Origin of the sequence: Heliomicrobium gestii (genome assembly GCF_009877435.1) — a bacterium.
Lineage (GTDB): Bacteria > Bacillota > Desulfitobacteriia > Heliobacteriales > Heliobacteriaceae > Heliomicrobium > Heliomicrobium gestii.
Genome location: NZ_WXEX01000004.1, coordinates 221,767 through 242,887, shown reverse-complemented (window position 1 = coordinate 242,887; position 21,121 = coordinate 221,767). Strand labels below are relative to the sequence as shown.

Below are 21,121 nucleotides of genomic sequence, written 5' to 3'. Positions count from 1 at the left end.
CCATGTCCACCTTCCCCCACAACAAGCTCGTCCGCGACCTCATCCCCCAAATCATTCTCCGCGACGGCAAGTACCCTGAAATACGCGTTGCCGATGACGCCGAGTATCGCGAACTCCTCCTCGCCAAACTTCAAGAGGAGTTGCAGGAGTACCTCGAGTCCGGCAACCCGGAGGAATTGGCCGATATCCTGGAGGTCCTCATTGCGCTCTCCGGGTGTGACGGCCTCTCCTGGGCGGAACTCGTCGCGCTGGCTGATCAGAAGCGACAGGAACGAGGGTCCTTCCGGGAAAGAATTGTGCTGATGCGAGTGGAAGATTGAAAGCGTATGCCGGATTAAAAACATGGCCCAAAAACCATAAATCCGCCCTCCCTTCTGACCGATAAAAAAAGTAAGAAGGGAGGGTCTGTTTTTTCTTGCCGGATATTGACAGCCGGCTTAACCTGTGAGAGGATAATTTTGCATAGATCTATCCTCCTTTAACCACGTCCTAGTTTCTTTCTCCTTCAGGAAGAAGCGACACGAAGGAGGTGTCGTCATGGTCGGTCCAGTCAATTCTGTCGGGTTAAGCCGGTATATCGGCGCCTATCGGACATCGCTGGTGAGTTCGCTGACCTCGCCTGCCGCTTCCGCATACACGCCTTTTGTGCCATCTGTCACACCGGGATCGACGCTGCTGGCAAACCGCAACCGCTACCTTTCGACGGTGCAAACCGCCCGGGATCAATTCGTTGACCTGGCAAAGCAGGCGAAGGATCTCGCAGGCAGCGAAAACGTCTTTGACCGGCGGAGCGTTGACGCGGGCGGCTCTGCCGCTGTGGCCGGCACAGCCGCGAAGCATGCCGCCTTTGCCGCCTACAATGTGGGTGTCTCGCAAGTGGCCAAAGCCCAAGAGAACACCGGCAGCGCCTTTACAGCGACCGCCCTTTCCGGCGACGCCGGATTTGCGGCGGGAACGAACAAGTTCACCATCACCGGCAACGGTGTCAGCCGGAGTGTGGCCGTCGATGTAAGCGCCGGCGATACGGCGAAGACGGTCCTGCAAAAGATGGCCGACGCCATCAACAACGCTGCTGCGGGCGTCACCGCCCAGGTGGTCAATACGACCTCCGGCGGCGTGGCGAAGAGCCAACTCAAGTTGACCGGGCAAAAAACCGGAACCGACAACGCCTTTACGATCACAGACACGGTGGGCAGCCTGGTCTCAGCCAGCGACGCCGATAACCAGACGACAACCGCTCAGAACGCTCAATATACAGTGAACGGCGCGGCCTTTACGAGCCAGAGCAACGAAGTGAAGCTCGACGCGGGCAAGGTCAACCTTACCCTGAAGGCGACCACGGTCGGCGATGTGGCGGTGAAGGTCGGCTACGACAACGGCGCGATCACCGACGAGATCAACGGTTTTGTCAAATCCTTTAACAGCACCAGCAATGTGCTCCAGAAAAACGCCAGCCTGCTCAGTTCCACCTTGAGCCGGGGGATGGATCGCTACGTCTCCGACAGCCGCAACGAGCTGAAGGATATGGGCATCACCGTCACCTCCGGCAACCAGTTGAAGGTGGACGCCGATAAGCTGAAATCCGCGTTAGCCGACAACCCCAACCGCGTTGAAGAGACGATGGCCGGGTACAGCGGCTTTGCCTACAAGGTCGGCCAGTTCGCCCAGGGTGTCTCTTCCACGTCCCCGTCGTCGCTGGCGGCGCCGGCTGTCCGGTATGGCGGCGGGAGCATGAACAGCCTGACGCGCCAGCAACTGGGCATGTACATGCAAAATGCGAATCTGGGCCTCTTTATGCCGCAGATGTTTGGCACAGGCAGTTTTTACGACTCCTATATCTGATTCACTTGACCCGCCTATCGACCGTCAATGAATCAATGTTCAACCGCCTATTCATTGTCGATCAACGGTCCGGCCGCAAACCGGGCCGTTTTGTCTTTTCCATGATAAAACCCGTGCGTGCAGCCCTTGTTTTGACCATCCCTGTTCTGCGCAACTCTCTCCTGAGCATCCCCCTCCCGGTTGCAGAAGCGCCGTCGATGGTGGATAATAATCGCGAGCACTACCGAGACAAACCCGTGCAGAGGTGGAAGGGATATGTATGAGACACCGGCGATGTTTGCCGTTGGCGATTCGCTGACCTGGGGATTCCCCTACGGACCGGACGACTCCTGGACCGCTATGGTGGCGCGGACGCTCGCCTGCCCCGTTGTTAATCTGGGCGTCAACGGCGCGACGACCGATGATATGCGCCGCGAATTGATCAACATCCTGCCCGATGTGGAGCCCCGCTCCATCGTCATCATCACCGGCGGGGCCAATGACGCCTACACCCTCCTATCGCCGGCGAAAAGCCTGCGCCACTACCAGGACATGGTCGAACGGATCCTCATCGCCCGCTGCCTCCCGGTCATCGGATTGACCGGTCCCATGAGCGATGAGCCTTTCCAGACGCGCCTCCTGGAGTTTCGCGCCTTGATGCAGGATCACCTGGAGGTGATGCTGGCGCCGGCGATGCGGCAATGGGGGGGTCAGGCGCCGCCGGTGATCGATTTCTTCCCATCCCTTGTTGCCGCCGATGGCCGTTCCCTCCATCCCGACCTGGCCTCAGGCGATTGTCACCCGAACCGCCAGGGATACGCCCGCATGGGAGAGGCGGCGGTTGCCGCATTGCGACCGTTCGTAAAATAAATACAAGTGAGCCAGACCCCGCCGGCAAATCCTGATGGACTGCTGAGCGGGGGTTGTTTTTCGACACTCCGACAGGCCCTTTATCCGTTATACTATAAAAAAGACAAATTTTTCAGGCATTCCGGATGTGCCAAGATTTTGATGGTTACGATGTTTTCATCGCCAGGCGGGTCCTTGGGCATGTCCCGTCCATTCGTTTAGGTAGTTGAACGGCAACCCCAATCGCGCCAATTGTCCCAATCGCGCCAGGCGGCAAGGTTTAGACCTGTTGAATCTGGATATGGTTTCCACAAGTATCTTCAAAGATGGCGAAGGATCCCCACTCCATTTTTGTCGGTTTCTTACGGAACACCACTCCCAACGCCGTCATTCTCGCGTATTCTGCCTCAATATCGTCCACAAAAAAGGCCGTGAGGGGTATCCCTTGCGCAAACAGCGCTGTCTGATAGGTCTTGGCAGCAGGATTGACGTTTGGCTCAAGGACCAACTCGATATCGTCAGGCCCTTCCGGAGAGACAACGGTTAACCATTTATAGTCGCCGACCGAGACGTCTGATTTTTTAACAAAACCCAATACCTCTGTATAAAACGTCAGCGCCTTATCTTGATCGTCCACAAATACACTGGCAAGTTTGATCTTCATGATCGTCCTCCAATCCGGTTAAGCGCGTAATTTTGTGTAAAAGGCGATTGGTTCCCCGTGCATGCCGGGATACCGTCACTAGTTTTACGATTCTATCAGCGCACTATCCCGCCGAGTAGCCATTTTCGCCAGATAGCCCTTTTTCATTGAAGTGTGATTGCTGAGAATCCCCTGATGGAAGCGATGAGAAAAGAGGCGAGTGAAATGGATGACCTGTTGGTTCCTGCGGCAACGGCGCCCGACGCTTCATCCAGCGCCAGGATTAACGCCGTCACAGGGCGGACAACCTACCGAGGGATTGTGGACCGACAGCGTGAATCAGGCATTATCTTGCCGTACACCGGCGAGGAAATGCCAATGAAACTGCCGGGAACGAGCACAGTGACGCTGTACAACGTCTTTTTTCCCTTCTGGATGCTGATGTTCGTCCCGATCAGCCTGCCGATCTGGTTCTTATTCCTGTTTGGAAACCTGTTCGTCGATGGTCTTGTCTTGTTCCTTGGGCTGCGCGCCAACAACATCCCGTTGGAGCGGAAGCCCTTTATCGGTTTGCTCTGGCGAATTTGGCTGCTCGGTTATGCGGCCGATCTGAGCGGCGCCATGGTGCTGGCCCTGATCAGCGGCGCCTTCAATGTCTGGCCGATGCTGACGTTGCCCCATCCCAGCGCCGGTTCCTTTGCCAGCGTTGCGGTGGCGACCGCGCTGGCAGGGTTTTTGGTGGCGCGATTCGATCACATCGTCTTGACGAAGCAGGGAATTCCGGATGAACAGGCCTGGCGAATCGCCAAATGGATGGGCCTGGTGACGGCGCCATGGGTATTTTTTATCCCGACACCGCTTTCATGAACGCTGCGGGCGGCCTTGCCATCCCGTTTTCATCGATGCTTGCTTCCTGAGGGGGATATCTGTTGAACAAAAACACTGCTGTTTCTGCGCCTGCCGCCGCGCCTACGCCCCATCCGCGCCGCTGGTGGATCCTGTTTTCGGTCATGGCCGCCAGTGTGATGGGCCCCATCGACGGCAGTGTCGTCAATGTGGCCTTGCCCACCTTCAGCCAGGTCTTTCAGGTCGGCTTGCATACGGTCAGTTGGGTGACCATGGCCTACCTGCTGGTGTTGGGCAGCCTGATCCTGACCTACGGCCGTCTCGGCGATATCTATGGGTTCAAACGCATCCTGTTGCTCGGCATCGCCCTCTTTACGGCGGCCTCCGCCCTTTGCGCCCTGGCGCCGACCATCTGGGTGCTCGTCGCCTTTCGCGCCCTGCAAGCCATCGGCGCCGGCATGTTCATGGCTGTCGGCCCCGCCATCATCGCCTCTGTCTTTCCGCCGCAGGAACGGGGTCGCGCCTTGGGGACGAACGGGATGGTCGTCGCCGTCGGTCTGGCCCTCGGCCCCACTTTAGGGGGATTCCTGCTCACCTGGGCCGGTTGGAAAGCCATCTTTTTGATCAACATCCCTGTTGGCCTGCTGGGTTTTCTCCTCTGCCTGCGCATGGTGCCTGCCCGCCAGGATACCCGTCCCCAGTCCTTTGACTTGGCCGGCGCGGCCTTGGGCTTCTTTACCCTTGGCGCCGTTTTGCTGGCCGGGAGCTATGGCGAGGAGTGGGGATGGACATCGCCGGTGATCGTGGCGCTGCTCGCCCTCTTTGCTGTCGGAGCCGCCGCCTTTGTCGCCTGGGAGCGCCGGGTGGAGCAGCCCATGCTCGATCTCGGCCTGTTTAAAAACCGGGTCTTTTTGTCGGCCAATTTTGCCGGATTGATGAATTTCATGGCCCTATCGTCGATGATGTTCTTGCTGCCCTTTTTCATGCAACAGGTGCTCCGAATGGACGCCGGGCGGATCGGGATGGTCCTGACTGTGTCGCCGGCGCTGATGCTCGTCATGTCGCCGCTGAGCGGGACCCTTTCTGACAAGTTCGGGACGCGACGGTTGGCCTTTGCCGGCCAGTCTCTCGTCGCGGTCTCGCTTTTTCTGATGGCCGGTTTGCGTCCTGAGGCCCAAGCTGTTGATGTGATCTGGCGGTTGAGCATCTTTGGGCTGGGAGCCGGCATCTTTCAGGCGCCGAACAACAGCGCCGTCATGGGCAGCGTTCCCCGCCACCGCCTCGGCATCGGATCCGGTGTGCTGGCGACGGTGCGCAATGTGGGCATGGTTCTCGGCATCGCCGTCAGCAGCGCCCTGGTCACCTGGCAGGCCGGCGTGCATGCCGCGCCGGGGGCGGTCGACGGGACGGCCGGATTTATGGCAGGGTTGCGGACGGCCTTTCTCGCCGGGTCGTTGTTGGCCGCCTCCGGCGCCGTCGCCTCGCTGGCCCGGGGGGAACTGGAAGGCGCAGGGGAGAAGGCTGCCGAGAAAGGGCCGAAAAGGTAAGTGGCGAATTTTGTCGAAAAGATAGAAAGTAATCCGTGAAAATCACGATAATATAAGGGAGCGTTTCTATGGAATTGCGAGATGTCATCTATGGGCGCCGTTCGGTGCGCAAATATACGGAGCAACCGGTGGAACGGGAGCAGGTCGAGGCGTTGCTGGCGGCGGCGGTCCAAGCGCCGAGCGCCATGAACAGCCAGCCCTGGGCCTTCGCTGTCATCCAAGATAAAGCGCGGCTGAAAACCTATTCCGATCAGGCCAAGGTGATCATGCTGGAATTCTGTGAGACACGGCCGATCTTACAGAAGTATCGCTCGCTCTTTACCGATCCGGACTATAACATCTTTTACGACGCATCGACGCTGATTGTGATCTACGCCAAACCGGCCGGTCCCAACCCGACCATCGACTGCGCCCTGGCAGCCCAGAACATCATGCTGGCGGCGCGGGATCAGGGGATTGGCACCTGCTGGATCGGCTTTGCCTTGGGGCTATTCAACGACGCAGTTGCGAAAGCCGAACTGGGCGTTCCCGCAGAGTATCAGGCGGTGGCGCCGCTGATCGCCGGCTATCCCCAGGGGGATTTCCGGACGATGCGCAAGAAATCGCCGGAAGTTTTGGCTTGGTTGGAAGGTTGATCATTCCAAAAGCGCGAATAGGCAAAGAAAAGTATCAAGGACAGATGGCCCGGGATGGTTATCGTCCAGGGCGCCATCGATGCCGACCTTTGGCGGCTGTCGAAGACCGTGGTTCATTGACGGCGGTTCAATGACGACGGTTGATTGACAGCGGGTCATCGGCGGCGGTTCATCGCAGTTGTTCATAGACTGTCGGAGATTGCCGGCCACTCATATACGTAAAGAGGTGGGGCTTGTGGAATCGACACCCGCTCTTTCCATCGAATTCGGCGCCAAGGCGCTGGCGGAGCGGTTGAGCCGCTGTGAGGTGGAAGCGCAGACCAACCTGATCGAAAAACTGGAAGGCGTGCGTGTCGCCTTCAACGCCCTGCCTCATGTCGTCATGGTGCTCAACCGGCAGCGGCAGATCATCTTTTGCAACTCGGCGCTCCTTGAACTGCTGGGCGACTTCGATACCAAGCACGTTCTGGGGGTGCGGCCCGGCGAGGTCTTGCGCTGCGTCCACGCCCAGAATGAGACGGGCGGCTGCGGCACGGCGGAGCCCTGCCGGACCTGTGGCGCCTTTTTTGCCTTGATGAACGGCGTCCGGGGGAAATTGGATTGCCAGGACTGCCGGATATCGGTTCGCTTTGGTGAATCTTTTCGCGCCCTCGACGTGCGTGTCCTCGTCAACCCGATTGAGGTGCAGGGGCAGTTTTTTTCGATCGTGAACATGACCGATATCAGCCACGAAAAACGGCGCAAGATGCTGGAACGAATCTTTTTCCACGATGTGATGAACACAGCCGGCGGCTTGCAGGGGCTGCTGGAGTTGGGCCGCGATGTGGCCGATCTCCAGGAGGCCAAGAACCTTTTCGGCGCGCTGGAGTCGGTGGCGGGCGGTCTCGTCGAAGAGATCGCCGAACAGCGCGATCTGATCGCCGCCGAAAATGATGAGCTCAAGGTGATCCCCGCCTATATCCGCTCGCGGGAACTGCTTCACGGGCTGGTGCGCCAGTTTTGCGCCAATGACCAGTATGGTCGCTGGTCTGTCCGCATCGACGAGGGATCCGAAAATGCCACCTTTCTCAGCTCGCCGGTGCTGCTGCGCCGGGTGTTAAAAAACATGCTGAAAAATGCCGTCGAGGCCTCGCCCGCCGGCGCGGAGATCACCGCCGGTTGCCGCAAGGCCGGCGATTCGGTGGAATTCTGGGTAAACAACCCTGTCCCCATGACGCGGGAGGTCCAGCTTCAGGTCTTCAAGCGCTCCTTCTCCACGAAAGGGGAGGGGCGGGGCATCGGCACCTACAGCATGAAGCTGTTGACCGAGCGCTACCTGAACGGGCGGATCCATTTTGATGTGTCTCCGGAGTCGGGGACAACCTTTGTTGTCGCCTATCCCATCGACAATCAGGGGTGGAAGGGCGAAGAATTTGCCGGTTGATGCCGTCGAGGTGTTGCGAATGAATGTGGCCCTCCAATACTCCAAACCGGATCTGTGGCCCCTTGAACCGGGGCCGCTGGGTTGGAAGTTGCTCCGCCAGGGGCTGATGACGCTGGAGCCCCGCAGGGACAAGGCGCCGTCGAAGGAACGCCGCCACAGCAGTTGGGTCTACGTGGAGATCGCTGAGACGGCGCCGGCCGTCTATTGGCTGGTGCGAGAGTCGCTGCCCGGGCCGATCAGCGGTCACGTGTGGTTGCACATCCGTGCGCCCCAGCAGTTCTGGGACATTTACGACGAATATGCCTCCGGGTTGGCCGAGGGCGGGCCGGAACAGGTGGAACGCATCGTCGAACCGGTCGAGCCGCCCGAATCGGCGCCGGTCCATCGGTTGGAGGAGTTATTGCCGGAGCATTTTCCTTCGGGGCCGGTCTGGCGGTTCATCCAGTTTGTGCTGGAACGGTGGGGTCGACCGCAATCCGCCGATTAACCGAGTAGGGGATCGAGGGGTGGCTGGATAGACGCCTTTTGCGTGGGTAAACTAAAAAAAACGCAAAGGGGGATGACCATGCCACAACAACACATCCATTGCATCGTCAGCAACTGCCATTACTACCAGTCGGGAAACAAGTGTGTCGCCAATGAGATCCTCGTCGCCAGCGACAAGTTTGGCTCGAATCAGCCGGACAATGTCGACGCCACGATGGCGGCGCAACTGAGCGCTGTTTCCGCGAGCGACTGCATGTCCACCTGTTGTAAATCCTTCGTGCCGAAGGATTCGGGCAAGGCCGATGTGGACGGTGTCAAGCGGATGCAGTAAGTGCCCTCCTGCCCCGTAGCCGTACGGAATCCCCAGACAACCGATCAGAGCCGTTGTGACAGAGAAAGCTGCCGGATAAACGCCGGCGGCTTTTTCTTTGCCCGGAGTTCCCAAAAAGGGGATCTCTGGCGGCGCGTCGAAGAAATAGAACAAAATCATTTCGCTGGGTGGTGATCTCTAAGGCCAAACGCTCTTGCTACAAAATAAAATTTGTCGAAAAGGGGTTATAAAATGCAAAAACGGTGGATGCTCTTCTGTGCCATCCTGCTGGCTCTCAGTTCCATCTTGCTCTCGCCCTTCCCGGCGCTCCCGCCGGCCGAGGCGGCCGCCGTCACCTTGGGCAATGAACGCCTGATGAGTACATACCATAGCCTGATCGCCGGCAAGCGTGTCGGCCTCGTCACCAACCAGACCGGTGTCAACAGCCGCGGCGAGCGCACCGTCGACGTGCTGGCCCAGGATGCTTCGGTCAAGCTCGTAGCCCTCTTCGGCCCCGAACATGGCGTCGACGGGACGGCCAAAGCCGGTGAGTACGTGGCCTCCTACCAACACCCGACGTTGAACATCCCCGTCTACAGCCTCTACGGGCCGACGCGGATGCCGACTGAAGAGATGCTGCGCAACCTCGATGTGCTGCTCTTCGATGTCCAGGACATCGGCGCCCGTTCCTATACATACATGTCAACCTTAAACTACTGCATGGTGGCTGCCCAAAAATACAACAAACCGATCGTCGTCCTGGACCGGCCCAATCCTGTCGGCGGCGTCATCGCCGACGGCCCCGTTTTGGAGGACCGCTTTAAAACCTTCGTCGGTGTCGACAACCTGCCCATGTCCCATGGCATGACCGCCGGCGAACTGGCCCTGTACTTCAACCGCAACATCGGCGCCAAGCTCACCGTCGTGCCGATGGCCGGCTGGAATCGCGCCATGGTCTTTCAGGATACGGGTCTGCCCTGGCTGAACACGTCGCCGGCCATCGTCGATCTGGACGCCGCCTTCGGCTACATGGCCACCGGCCTCGGCGAGGGCACCAGCGTCTTCCAATCCAACTTCAAATGGATCGGTTCAAAAGGCATCGATGCCGACCGCTATGCCGAACTGCTCAACGGAGCCGGCCTGCCCGGCGTCACCTTTGTCGCTGACCGGCGCGGTGCGGCCGGCGGCGTGCGGCTTCAGATCACCGACTATCATGCCTTCAACCCGGCCAAGACCGGCGTCTACGCCCTGGCCTACGCCCATGCCCTCAACGGTTTTCCCGTGCCCAAGAGCGGCGACAAGGTGGTCATGTTTGACAAGATCATGGGCACCGACAAGATCGGGATCTGGCTGGAAGCGGGCCTATCGCCGCAAGAGATGGAGGACAACTACCGGCCCGCCTTGGAGGCCTTCCGGGAAGCACGCAAGCGCTACCTCATCTATGGCGATCAGCCGAGCCCGCCGCCCGGTCTCATCGAACCGATCCGGGTCGTTGTGGATGGCCGCGAGGTGGCCTTCGATTCAGCGCCCTACCTGGACCGGAACGACCGGGTGATGGTCCCCCTGCGGGCCATCGTCGAGGCCCTCGGCGCTACAGTCAACTGGAACGGCGCCAGCGGGACGATCACTGTCGAAAAGGCGGGAAAAAAGAGCGTCTTTACCGTCGGCAGCGCCGCCGCTGTGATCAACGGTCAGCAGAAACGCCTTGACGCCACACCGGTCATTCTTGGCGAACGCACCATGATCCCGGCCCGCTATGTGAGCGAGGCGGTCGGCGCCGCTGTCGACTGGGACGGTTCGAGGCGGACCGTGATCGTGGGGGCGAAGCCGTAGCCGCAGCCATAGCCATGACCAAAACCGTAGCTATCGGCCCGATACGAGGCGTTGGCTTGGGAAAGGCGATCGGCCAACAGGCCGGGGCCATGCGCTGAGGTTTGGTGAGGCGTGGCATGGTATGGTTTGGAATGAAATGGTTCGGCGCGGCGCGGCTTGTTGACGGCTGCGCCCCTTTGCCGTACACTAGAGACGAATCTCGATGAAGGGGCAAGGTATACGAACATGCGCAAATAATCCTGTTTCAACTGATTTCCGAATGCTAAGCGGCCTTCCGGGCAGCCGGTTTTCACCTGCGCCGGAGGTGTCGCGTCAAACTCGGAGTCAAGAACAGGATGGTTTTTGCGCAGTTCAAGGCCGGTGTCCTTTATCCGGCAACTCGGCGATCCCGCCGCTCGTCAAGCCGGCGCCCCTGTGGGTGCCCGCCTTTGGCGTGCTGTGCGCCGGTTCGGGTTGATTTGCGCGCCATCCTCTCTTGGACTCCCAAGGGAGGTTTTTTTATGGTCGTAGCAGCGTTTTGTGCCGTAAAAAAGTACTTTGGCGATCGCCTGATCCTGGCGATCGATGAATTGAAGATCTACCGCCATGACCGGATCGGCGTCGTGGGACGCAACGGGGCCGGGAAGAGCACCCTTCTCCGGCTCCTGGAAGGACAACTGCATCCGGATGAAGGTCGAATCCGGCGGTATGCGGAAATGGCGGTCATCGCGCAACTGGGGGAGGGGGCCGAAAAGCGTCACGACGCCGAGAGGCGCGACCAGGGAGACCCGCTCAATCATCGGGACAGTCGCAGGGACAAGGATAGGGACCCTGTCGACGGGGACATTTGGACGCAGGAATCGGCTTACACGGAAAAACTCTTTCACGTCCAGCCCGGCCACTGCGAACAGCGAAGCGGCGGCGAGTGGACGCGCCGCAAGATCGCCGCGGCCCTTGGCCGGCCCTCGGGGATCTTGCTCGCCGATGAACCGACGGCCAACCTCGATCTGGCCGGCGCGAGGCTGTTGGAAAGTCGCCTGATGGCCTATGACGGCGCCATCCTGCTCGTTTCCCACGACCGGGAACTGCTCGATCGGCTGTGCAACCGCATTCTGGAGATAGAGAACGGCTGTGTCCGCCTCTTTGAGGGCAGTTACGCCGCCTACCGCGATCAAAAGCGAACAGAGGCGGCCCAGCAGATGGCCGAGTATACCGCCTATGTAGAGGAGCGAGAACGCTTGGAGGCGGCCATGCGGGAAAAATCCCAGCAGGCCAAGGCGATCCGTTCGACACCGACCCGCATGGGGAATTCGGAAGCCCGCTTGCATAAGCGCGGCGTCAACAGCAAGCGGGCCAAGATCGACCGCGGCGCCCAAGCCATTGCGTCGCGCCTCGCACAGTTGGAGGAGAAGGAAAGACCGGAGACACCGCCGGGAATCTTCTTTGACCGCCCCGGCGAAGGGGCGCTGCCCGGGAAGATCGCCATCCGGGCTGACAATGTGAGCAAGCGCATCGGCGATCGGGAACTCTTTGGCGGCGTCAGCTTCGAGATCCGCCGGGGACGCAAGGTCGCCTTGGTTGGCGATAATGGCGCGGGCAAAAGCACTTTGCTTCACATGATCCTGGCGCGGGAACAGGGGATCACCGTCCACCCGGCGGCGCGCATCGGTTTTTTTGATCAGAATGTGGAGCGTCTGCCCGGAGAACGGACAGTGCTGGAAACGCTGCGGAACGTGACAAACCGGCCCGAGTCCTTTGTGCGGACCTTGCTGGCGCGGCTGAATTTCCGGCGTGACGATGTGCATAAGCCAGTGGGCATGCTCAGCGGCGGAGAACGAGTGAAAGTGCAACTGGCGTTAACGCTGGTCCAGGACTTCAATGTGTTGCTCCTCGACGAACCGACGAACTACCTTGACATCGACGCCTTGGAGGCGCTGGAGTCATTGCTCAAAGAGTATCCCGGCACGGTTCTTTTCGTGTCCCATGATCGCCGGCTCATCGAGCAGGTCGCTGATGAAATCCTGTTGGTCGAGGGGGGACGGGTCAGCGCGAGTCAGCCGGCGCTTACCGCACTCTCGACGCTCGCGGCACACCCGGCGAGCCCGGCGCATTCGGCGCATTCGGCGTATCCGGTGCACCCGGCGCACCCGGCGCGGCTAAAACAGCCGGAGCGGGCGCAACCGCTCACAGAGAAACCCGTGGGGTCGGCCGGCAGGCGTCCCGGGCCAACGAAGGCCGATCACTCGGGCGAACGATTGTTGCTCCAGTGTCGCATGGCCGATCTGGGGGGACGGTTGTCTCTGCCCCGCCGCAAAGGCGATGAAGCGGAACGATCCCGGTGGGAGGAAGAATACCGGCAGGTCGTCGCCGAACTGGCGCGGCTGAACAGACACGACTGAAGAGACACAACTGGACAGACACAACTGGACAGACACGACGGCAGCGATGGCGGGAGGCCGGCGAAATAGAGCGGAAGCGATAGAATTGAATCGGAACTGTATAGAAACGGAAGGAAAAAAGGTTGAATTCATAGAATGATCCCATAGGAACGAACAAATGACAAATGACCGAACGGACCGAACGATGTAGGCGATGTAGACAAACGACAGAATGATGCAGGCGAGCGACGCAGGCGACGCCGACAGATACAGACCAAAACAGAGAGGTGAACTCCCCTGTTGCAGGAACGTGTAAGTGGGGTGCTCTTGCATCCCACCTCTTTACCCGGTCCCCATGGTGTCGGCGATTTGGGTGTCGACGCCTATCGCTTCGTTGATTTTCTGTCTCGCACCCGGCAGCGGTTGTGGCAGGTGCTTCCCTTGGGCCCCACGGGGCGCGGACACAGCCCCTATTCCTGCCAATCCGCTTTTGCCGGCAATCCGCTCATGATCAGCCTGGAGCGACTGCGGGAGGACGGGCTGCTGACAGGCACCGAGGTGGAAGAGGTCGACCGCTCCAACCCCTTTCGGGCCAACTTTTCCTGGGCTTACTGGTATAAGGGCTCCCGGTTGCGCCTCGCCTATGAGCGCTTTCGCGCTTTGCCCGATCGCTCGCCCTTGAAAATGGAGCATGAGCGTTTTTGCTACCAGCACAACCGCTGGCTCGATCCCTTTGCCCAGTTCATGGCTCTAAAGAATCGTTTCGGCGATACCAGTTGGTTGGACTGGGATCCCGAATTCGCCTGCCCCGATGAGTTGGGCTGGGCCAATACGATGCACGCCTTTTTTGACGAAGCGAACTACCAGAAGTTTGTCCAGTTCATCTTTTTCCGCCAGTGGTATGCCCTCAAGGCCTATGCCAACGAGCGGGGGATCCGGATCGTCGGCGATATCCCCATTTACGTCTCCCTCGACAGCGCCGATGTCTGGGGGGAACGGGCCATCTTCGCCCTGAACGAAAAAGGGTTCCCCAAGGAGGTCGGCGGGGTGCCGCCTGATTACTTCAGCCAGACGGGGCAACTATGGGGGAACCCCGTCTATAACTGGGAGTACCTGAAATCGACGGGCTATCACTGGTGGATCGAGCGGTTTCGCCATAACCTCTCCCTGGCCGATATCATTCGCGTCGATCACTTCCGCGGTTTTGAGGCCTACTGGTCCGTTCCGTACGGGGAAACGACGGCTGTCAACGGCCAATGGCGCAAAGGGCCCGCTGAGGCGCTGTTCTTTGCCGTGGAAAAGGCGCTGGGACCGATCCCGATCATTGCCGAGGATCTGGGCATGATCACGCCGGAGGTCATCGCGCTTCGGGAACGCTTCGCCTTCCCGGGCATGAAGATCATGCATTTCTCTTTTGAGGGTCAAAACGGCTTCAACCACCTCTTCTATGATCATGATAAAAACTACGTCATTTATCCGGGCAATCACGACAACGACACGACCCTGAGCTGGTTTTTGACGCTTCCCTCTTCAGACAGGGAAAAGCTGCTGGCCTATTTCCGTTGTGATGGGCGGGATGTCGTCTGGGAGATGATCCGCTTTGCGATGGCCTCCAATTACAATACGGCCCTTTTCGCCATGCAGGACTTGCTGGATCTGGGTGTGGAAGCGCGAATGAACCTGCCGGGGACGATCAATGACAAAAACTGGATGTGGCGCTTCGCCTGGAGCCAGATCGACGAGACGTTGATGGAAAAACTCTCCTGTATGACCGTTCTTTACCGGCGCTGGTCGGCGAAGGACGGGGCGAAGAGCGCGATGTAATGGAGGGGCGGAAGCGTCTTCCATCGCTTCCACGCGTTTGGCCAATCCCTGCGGCATAAAGCGGTTATCGACGACACCGTCGATAACAGACCTGGAAATTGAACAAATGTTGGCATTTGCAATGCTGTTATAGTGAAAAACTGGCCCGTGATGCGCGAAAAACCCCGACTTTCTTGGAAAGTCGGGGTTTTTGTGTTGAAGGGGTCAACTTTTTTGCCGGTTTTGGATCAGGCTGCGCGCGAGGTTGAGCACGATCTCCTTCTCGGCCTCGGTCAAGCGTTCACCGTCGACCTCCACTGGATAAACGGTCATCAAACTGGACAGATCTCGCTGTTCACTATGCCGGATGCCGATGATCTCGTCGGCGGTGCAGCGATACATTTCGACCATTTGGCGCAGATGATGGTAACTCGGTTCCCGGTTGCGTTCGGGATTAGCATTTTCCCAGTTTCGAATCGTCCATACGCTGACACCCAGGGTTTGGGCCAGCGATTCGATGGAGATGCCGGCGGCCTCTCGTTTTTGTTTCAATCGCTCTGCATGATGGGCCAATCTGCTCACCCTGACTTTATGTACTCCTACTATGTCATTATGACCAAAAACAGCAAAATAACAAGGGTTTTTGAGAAAACGACAACTAATTGGTCAAAATGACAAATGTGGCTCTTTTGTCATTTTGACCAATTCTGTTTCTTTTCGGCATAATAAGGGTACGGGGTGAACGGTGAACCGAGGCATTATTCGATGAAAGCGGTGATTTTGATGCGGTTGAAAAGGGAACGTACCGTTCCAAAGGTACCCCTCGGGCAGTGCGGTGACTGTGGGAGCAAGTTCTACCAAAAGGGGGATCTGAAACGGATCGCTTGCCCCTTTTGCGGCGCTCGACGAATGCCGCCGGTGGCAGTTCGTCGGTGGTAAACGGCGGAGCTAAACGATGGAACTAAACGGCAGCGTTAGACGCGCTACTAAACAGCGCTGCTAAACGACGGTACAAGACGACGGTAAAAACGATGGTACTTAAGCGGCGCAATGCATCCCAAATTCGTAATTCGTAACACGATAAAACGCAGGAAAAAGGAGCGATGGCTTTGAACCGGGAAACGGCGAAACAGGTGCAGGCATGGCTTTTATCGATTCGAAAAACGGAAGTCGCCCTGGCGAATACAAAAAGAGCACTCGATGATCTGGAAACGCGGCGTGCCTCGCCGCCGACCTGGGTGAGCCAGTTGAGCGTCGCGAAAGGCGCTGGCGGTGTGCCGGAATCAAGGCAGGAGGCCTGGGTGATCTTTCTGGAGGAGTATCCGCTGAAAAAGTCCTACCTGGAAGACAGGATCGAACAGTTTGAGCGGAAGCTTGCGCAGTACCGCCACGTCTTGGAGACGATGGCCGAAGAAAGCCGGTGGGGAACAGCGGGCGCCGAGCTCATTCGGAGGAAGTATTACCAGCAGATTCAGCCGGACAGCGTGATCTACCAGATGCACCTTTTCTGCAGCAAAGAGACCTTTTACCGCATTCATCGCAAAGCCTTGCAGTATTGCTATGATGTGTTGCCCGATCTCTTTACCCCACAACCCTGCGGTGTCTCCGAACACCCACACGATGCTTCCCATCGTCAAGGTGACACCACGGTGACACCAAGAGTACCGGAAAAGGTGATAGTGTAATACCTGGGAGGACAGAGAGGAGGTGAGAATGATGTCCCGTCAAAGCATGGATGCGATCCGGGTGAAGCTGAACGAACTGTTCCCGTCGATCCCATCGGTGTATATTGGCGCCCCGCCTGCCGGTTTTGCGCGGCCCGCCTTTTGTTGCCGGCTGATTGCCGGTAAAAGCATCCCCCTTAACCGAACCCTGTGGCAAGAGCGAGCGACCTGGAAAATCATCTATTACCCTCCCCAAGATGCCGTTCCGGACGGTGAGACGGACGATCTTCAGCCACTGACGGTCGCCAGCCGAATTTGGGAGCATCTATCCGAGGAGATGACCTTGAGCAGTCCCGGCGGCGCCCGTTACCGCATCGTCGACGGGAAAATCTCAACGGGCGATGGCGAAGCTCGCGTCACCTTTGCCCTGGAGACCGAGTGGGGACGGGCCGAACCGGTCTACGAGACCGTAGGCGAAATCGATCACCAGATGGGGTGAGACGGATGCATCCGCCGGTCGCATCCGCCGGACGCATCCGCTGGCGCAAGCCACCGTGTCGCCAATACAGGCGGCGCGCCGGCGGCCCAGGCATCGACCGAGCAGACATCAATCGCATAGGCATCAATTGCGCAGACATCGATCGCGTAGGCATCAACTGCGCAAGCATCGACCGCGCGGGCATCGACGGTGCAAGCAGCAGCGCCAACCAACAAAAGCTTCAAACGGATTTCTTTTTAGACGCCCCGGCGATACAGCGAACCGGCAGGCGTCTCACATTTTTAAGGAGGGATTTATCTTGGGTCTGCCTTCTGTCAACATCATTTTCCAACAAAAGGCCGTCAAGGCCATCGAGCGCGGTTCTGTAGGCATCCTGGCTATGGTGCTGAAGGATCCCCTCGCCACATCGCTCGTCGAATTCAAACTGAGCGATATCGCCGACATGCCTGCGGAGCTGACGGCGGAAAACAAGGAATATGTCGAACATGCCTTCATGGGGACGCCCCAGGAAGTGAAAGTGGTCGTCCTGCCCGCCGGCGCCAGCGACTACAGCGCGGCCCTGAACTACCTGGAAGCGATCCGGTTCAACCTCGCTGTCTTCCCCGGCATCGCCGCCGCTGACACGACGACCATTGCCTCCTGGGCCAAATCGATGCGCGACGCGAAGGAACGCAAGATCCAGGTCGTGCTTCCCCATTCGGCGGCCGATCATGAAGCGGTGATCAACTTCGCCACCGACAACATCCAGGCCTTCGGCAAGACCTATGATGCCAGCCGGTACGCGGCGCGCATCGCCGGACTGATCGCCGGGCTGCCCCTGACTGTGGCCCCCACGTTCCGCGTTCTTTCCGAGGTGCAGGATGTGCCCAAGCTGTCCAAAGCCGACGCCGACGCCGCTGTCGACGCGGGCAAGCTCATCCTCTACCATGATGGCGGCAAGGTGAAGATCGCCCGGGGCGTCACGTCGCTGGTGACCACCACCGAGGACAAGGGCGCCGACTGGAAAAAGATCAAGCTCAGCCGGATCTATGACATGATGTACCAGGACATCAAGGAAACCATCGAAGATGAGTACATCGGTTCCGTCCAGAACAGCTACGAAAACAAGCTGCTTCTGCTCAATGCCATTAACGCCTACTACGAGGTGCTGGAGCAGGAACGGGTGCTCGACACCGGCAAAAACCGCTGCGCCATCAACCTGCCGGCCCAGAAGACCTACTTGAAGAGCATCGGCGAAGCCGTCGACGCCATGACGGAAGCGCAACTGAAAGAGGCCAACACCCGCGACAAGGTGTTCCTCGTCTCCAACGTCAAAGGGCTGGACGCCATCGAAGAAGTCCAGCTTGTCGTAAATCTGTAAGGAGGTGGGCCCAATGGCTCTGGAAGCGAAACGAATCATCAACGGCACCTTCGGCGAGTGCTGGCTCGACGGTGACAAGGTGTCCGAATGCAAAGGCTTGAACGCCAAGGTGGAGATCGAAAAAGAGGACGTGCCCGTCTGCGGCAGCCTGGGCATCGCCACTAAAATGACCGGCTACAAGATCAAAGGCACCGTCAAGCTCTACAAGGTCAATTCCCGGATGGCCAAACAGATCTCCGAGGAACTGCAGCAAGGGAACAACCCGACGGTGCGCATCATGTCCGCCCTGCGTGACCCGGCCGCCTTCGGCGCCGAGCGCGTCCTGATCAAAGACGCCTGTTTTGATGACCTGACCCTGGCCGACTGGGAAGTCAAGAAGCTCGGCGAGGTGGAATGCCCCTTCACGGCCACCAGTTGGGAGTACCTCGACAAGATTGAGCCGAAGAACTAGGACAAACGGGACAAATTAGGAGAGGACGAGGAGAAACAGATGGGACAGACATTGGAAATGCTGCTGGGCGCTGACCCGGCGAAACTGAAAAACGTCCCCACCGGCAAAATGGAGATCAAGCGGCTTTCCCGGCAGTTCGGAAAGCCCTTTTTCATCTCCTATCGGGCGGCCACCATCGACGAGATGAACGAGATCGGCGACAAGGCCTCGGGTGGACAGGCTGAGGAGATGGTTTGGACGATCTATGAGCTGGCGACGGACCCGAACTTCAAGGATGCTGCGCTTCGTGAAAAGTTCGGTGTGGCCCGTCCCGTTGATATCGTTCGCAAACTGTTCCTTGGGGGGGAAATCCTGTCGATTTACAAGGCGATCATGACGCTTTCCGGTTTCGACAAGGACCAACAGGTGGACGTTGACGCCGTAAAAAACTGATTAATTCGGACGGCCTGGCCTACTTGCTGCATTATTACGCGCAGCGAGGGGTTCGGCCGTCCGAACTCTTTAACGCCCCGGAAGGGGAAAAGATCTTTCTCCTCGCGTCGATGTTGTATGCGAAGGAGAAAGAGGGAGCGAACTGTCCGATACTTGGTGGAAGAGGGGGGGAATAACGTAGGATGTTAACCACGATGGTCCAAATGATTCGAAAGGAAGTAACCGCATTTCGAGAGGAAGTTCAGGATACTGAACGGCTTATTCGGAATTGTAATGAATTTTCATTGGCGCCTGTCCAGGCGTCTCTTCGATCGATGCGACAGAGCTTACAGCCTCTGTCCATTGTTGTGTCGGTCAGGAACCTTGCGGCACAAGAAATAAATGTGGTCTGGAACGGATTAAAGCGTCTGGGAAGTTTTGTCGCCCGCCCAGTTGTCAGCATTGTTGAAAATAGCAAGAAGGTGATCGGAAGCATCAAAGGAGCCTATTCCTCGCTTAGTAAAATGGCGCCCCAGATTTTTCCGGAAATCAACGCCAAAGCAGCCTTTGACACAACCCTTGGTTCCGCTATGACCATGGAAAAACAGACATCTTCCATTCAACAGTCGATTGGGATGAACAACAAGAATCTTTCCAGTGAGGACCTGAGCAAACAGACGGGTGATTACGTCAAGTGGCTGCGTGAAACGGCGGCAAGCAAACCGATTGACTTTCAAGAAACCATAAGCGCCGGCACTCGCGCCATACAAATCGCGCAGGGGGACACTTCTCTGGCAAGATCGCTGACCGAGCTGGCGGCCAATATGGCTTCCCAGACGGAAGGCAAGTCCATCAAAGATGCCATGGATGCTCTGATGGCGGCCCGTGGCGGCGAATTCAAGCAACTGAAAGACTCGTTTGGGATCAACATTACAGAAGAAGATTTAAAGGGGCTATTCGGTAAAAACCCTAAAGAGATGAATTCTGAATCGGCAAAAGATACGGGTTATCGAAATCTGCTGGGTAACCTGAACTCCAGGTATACTAACCAGGGTCCACCCAGCACTGTATCCGGCATGATGGGTGTAATGAAATCCAGGGTTGGCGTCTCACTGCAAGGAATGGGTATGAAGGGGATAGAGGCGATCAAGCCTGAAATCCAAGAACTTTATAATTTGCTCTCGCCCGAACGGATGAAGGTCTTTGAACAATTTGGCGCAAACGCCATGGGTGGACTTGTGGGAGCGATCGTGAAAGGAGTCAATATCCTTCAATCGGTTTGGCCATCGATTTTGCCATCTTTGCAAACGGCCTGGAATGGTATTCAGCAGGTCTTCGATTGGATTGTCCAAAAAATAGACAGCGTTGGGCAACGGATGCCCTCCTTTTCTTCCCTATGGAACTCGACGTGGCCGATCATATCGAATGTGTTAGGGACGGCATGGAACACGATTCAGCCGGTTCTGGGATATCTTCTTGATCAGATACCGGCGATACAAACACTTTGGTCGGCTGCCTGGCCCACCATTTCGGGCGTCATGGAGACCGCATGGCAGATCATCGCGCCGGCCTTGGATATCATCTGGTTTGCCATGCAAAGTGTTTGGGAGATATTCAAGATGGCTTGGCCGTTCATGGTGGGAATTGTTCGGGCGGCGTGGACATTGTTGAAACCGATCTTTGCGATTGTAACCTGGGGACTTGGTTTGATCTCCAAAGGACTCGGGTATATCAGGGAACATTTCTTCGGTTTTGAAAACATACTCAATGCCGGAAAAGACAAACCGAATGAGGAGCAATCAGCGGCACAAGATGGAGCGCCACAGGGGCCACCTGGAACTGGAATACCGGAACCGGAACAAAACAAAGAGGCCCAACAAGTTATCGACTCATTCAAAAATACGGATATCCCCAAAGCCCCGCCCGTTCAACCCCGTAGTCCTTATGACAGCGCTCTGACGCAGAATAAGGATGGGCAAGTGCCTGTTAATCTGCAAAGCACATCGGGCGTATTGGCGTCCAACCCTACGCCTGTAATTGAGCGGGTTCCATTGAATATCAATATTGTCATCCCAAAACTGGCCGATACTGTAAACGCCTACAGCACGGCTGATCTTGAACGTTTTATGTCAACCCTGGAGGAAAAACTGAGAACAGCCGCCACGAACATGGCGACAGCCTAG

The 21,121-nt window shown here is 57.8% G+C and carries 21 protein-coding genes; 18 read left to right on the top strand and 3 right to left on the bottom strand.

The window, feature by feature from the left end; translation table 11 throughout:
• The first annotated feature begins 2 nt into the window (after positions 1–2).
• The 3 genes from GTO89_RS06445 (at position 3) to GTO89_RS06435 (ending at position 2,691) form a co-directional block, all read left to right on the top strand.
• A complete protein-coding gene (locus GTO89_RS06445) occupies positions 3–320 on the top strand; it encodes a nucleoside triphosphate pyrophosphohydrolase (RefSeq protein ID WP_161261231.1) in 318 nt (105 codons plus the stop codon).
• A gap of 217 nt (positions 321–537) precedes the next feature.
• The gene (gene fliD, locus GTO89_RS06440; RefSeq protein ID WP_161261230.1) at positions 538–1,842 is read left to right on the top strand and encodes a flagellar filament capping protein FliD; all 1,305 of its coding nucleotides are present in this window, start codon (positions 538–540) and stop codon (positions 1,840–1,842) included.
• Positions 1,843–2,097: 255 nt separating this feature from the next.
• Positions 2,098–2,691 carry a GDSL-type esterase/lipase family protein gene (locus GTO89_RS06435; protein WP_161261229.1) on the top strand — a complete coding sequence of 198 codons (594 nt, stop codon included), beginning with the start codon at positions 2,098–2,100 and terminating at the stop codon, positions 2,689–2,691.
• 259 nt (positions 2,692–2,950) lie between these two features.
• Here GTO89_RS06435 and GTO89_RS06430 read toward each other — a convergent pair whose 3' ends face one another.
• Positions 2,951–3,334, bottom strand: a complete 384-nt coding sequence (locus GTO89_RS06430) for a VOC family protein (RefSeq protein ID WP_161261228.1) — start codon at positions 3,332–3,334, stop codon at positions 2,951–2,953.
• Positions 3,335–3,538: 204 nt separating this feature from the next.
• Between GTO89_RS06430 and GTO89_RS06425 the strand changes: the two genes are divergently transcribed.
• The 9 genes from GTO89_RS06425 (at position 3,539) to malQ (ending at position 14,574) form a co-directional block, all read left to right on the top strand.
• Positions 3,539–4,180: a hypothetical protein gene (locus GTO89_RS06425; RefSeq protein ID WP_161261227.1), complete on the top strand. Its 642-nt coding sequence runs from the start codon at positions 3,539–3,541 to the stop codon at positions 4,178–4,180.
• Positions 4,181–4,242: 62 nt separating this feature from the next.
• Complete coding sequence (locus GTO89_RS06420; RefSeq protein WP_235920275.1) at positions 4,243–5,706, top strand: MFS transporter; 1,464 nt, start codon at positions 4,243–4,245, stop codon at positions 5,704–5,706.
• A 68-nt stretch (positions 5,707–5,774) separates the two neighbouring features.
• Positions 5,775–6,341 (top strand): nitroreductase family protein, encoded by a 567-nt coding sequence (locus tag GTO89_RS06415; RefSeq protein ID WP_161261226.1) that lies wholly within the window; start codon positions 5,775–5,777, stop codon positions 6,339–6,341.
• A 235-nt stretch (positions 6,342–6,576) separates the two neighbouring features.
• Positions 6,577–7,764, top strand: coding sequence for a sensor histidine kinase (locus tag GTO89_RS06410; RefSeq protein WP_161261225.1), 1,188 nt, complete (start codon positions 6,577–6,579; stop codon positions 7,762–7,764).
• Entirely contained in the window at positions 7,754–8,251 is a 498-nt protein-coding gene (locus GTO89_RS06405) for a hypothetical protein (protein WP_161261224.1), read from the top strand. Before GTO89_RS06410 ends, GTO89_RS06405 begins: the two co-directional genes overlap by 11 nt.
• 78 nt (positions 8,252–8,329) lie before the next feature.
• Positions 8,330–8,581, top strand: coding sequence for a DUF1540 domain-containing protein (locus GTO89_RS06400; protein WP_161261223.1), 252 nt, complete (start codon positions 8,330–8,332; stop codon positions 8,579–8,581).
• 231 nt (positions 8,582–8,812) lie between these two features.
• Positions 8,813–10,393 carry an exo-beta-N-acetylmuramidase NamZ domain-containing protein gene (locus GTO89_RS06395; RefSeq protein ID WP_161261222.1) on the top strand — a complete coding sequence of 527 codons (1,581 nt, stop codon included), beginning with the start codon at positions 8,813–8,815 and terminating at the stop codon, positions 10,391–10,393.
• A 500-nt stretch (positions 10,394–10,893) separates the two neighbouring features.
• Positions 10,894–12,771 carry a ribosomal protection-like ABC-F family protein gene (gene abc-f, locus GTO89_RS06390; protein ID WP_204758169.1) on the top strand — a complete coding sequence of 626 codons (1,878 nt, stop codon included), beginning with the start codon at positions 10,894–10,896 and terminating at the stop codon, positions 12,769–12,771.
• A 279-nt stretch (positions 12,772–13,050) separates the two neighbouring features.
• The gene (malQ, locus tag GTO89_RS06385; RefSeq protein WP_235920274.1) at positions 13,051–14,574 is read left to right on the top strand and encodes a 4-alpha-glucanotransferase; all 1,524 of its coding nucleotides are present in this window, start codon (positions 13,051–13,053) and stop codon (positions 14,572–14,574) included.
• 204 nt (positions 14,575–14,778) lie between these two features.
• Here malQ and GTO89_RS06380 read toward each other — a convergent pair whose 3' ends face one another.
• On the bottom strand, positions 14,779–15,135 hold the full coding sequence (locus tag GTO89_RS06380; protein ID WP_161261220.1) for a helix-turn-helix domain-containing protein: 357 nt from the start codon (positions 15,133–15,135) through the stop codon (positions 14,779–14,781).
• Between the two features lie 521 nt (positions 15,136–15,656).
• On the opposite strand from GTO89_RS06380, the gene GTO89_RS06375 reads away from it, so the two are divergent.
• A complete protein-coding gene (locus GTO89_RS06375; RefSeq protein WP_161261219.1) occupies positions 15,657–16,238 on the top strand; it encodes a hypothetical protein in 582 nt (193 codons plus the stop codon).
• A gap of 31 nt (positions 16,239–16,269) precedes the next feature.
• On the top strand, positions 16,270–16,716 hold the full coding sequence (locus GTO89_RS06370) for a DUF6838 family protein (protein ID WP_161261218.1): 447 nt from the start codon (positions 16,270–16,272) through the stop codon (positions 16,714–16,716).
• Here GTO89_RS06370 and GTO89_RS06365 read toward each other — a convergent pair.
• Positions 16,701–16,940, bottom strand: a complete 240-nt coding sequence (locus tag GTO89_RS06365; protein ID WP_161261217.1) for a hypothetical protein — start codon at positions 16,938–16,940, stop codon at positions 16,701–16,703. The two genes, GTO89_RS06370 and GTO89_RS06365, sit on opposite strands and share 16 nt — an antisense overlap.
• A 74-nt stretch (positions 16,941–17,014) precedes the next feature.
• On the opposite strand from GTO89_RS06365, the gene GTO89_RS06360 reads away from it, so the two are divergent.
• The 4 genes from GTO89_RS06360 (at position 17,015) to GTO89_RS06345 (ending at position 21,121) form a co-directional block, all read left to right on the top strand.
• Positions 17,015–18,076 carry a phage tail sheath subtilisin-like domain-containing protein gene (locus GTO89_RS06360; RefSeq protein ID WP_161261216.1) on the top strand — a complete coding sequence of 354 codons (1,062 nt, stop codon included), beginning with the start codon at positions 17,015–17,017 and terminating at the stop codon, positions 18,074–18,076.
• Between the two features lie 13 nt (positions 18,077–18,089).
• Complete coding sequence (locus GTO89_RS06355; RefSeq protein WP_161261215.1) at positions 18,090–18,527, top strand: phage tail tube protein; 438 nt, start codon at positions 18,090–18,092, stop codon at positions 18,525–18,527.
• Between the two features lie 39 nt (positions 18,528–18,566).
• Positions 18,567–18,959: a phage tail assembly chaperone gene (locus GTO89_RS06350; RefSeq protein WP_161261214.1), complete on the top strand. Its 393-nt coding sequence runs from the start codon at positions 18,567–18,569 to the stop codon at positions 18,957–18,959.
• A 182-nt stretch (positions 18,960–19,141) separates the two neighbouring features.
• Positions 19,142–21,121 carry a phage tail protein gene (locus GTO89_RS06345; protein WP_161261213.1) on the top strand — a complete coding sequence of 660 codons (1,980 nt, stop codon included), beginning with the start codon at positions 19,142–19,144 and terminating at the stop codon, positions 21,119–21,121.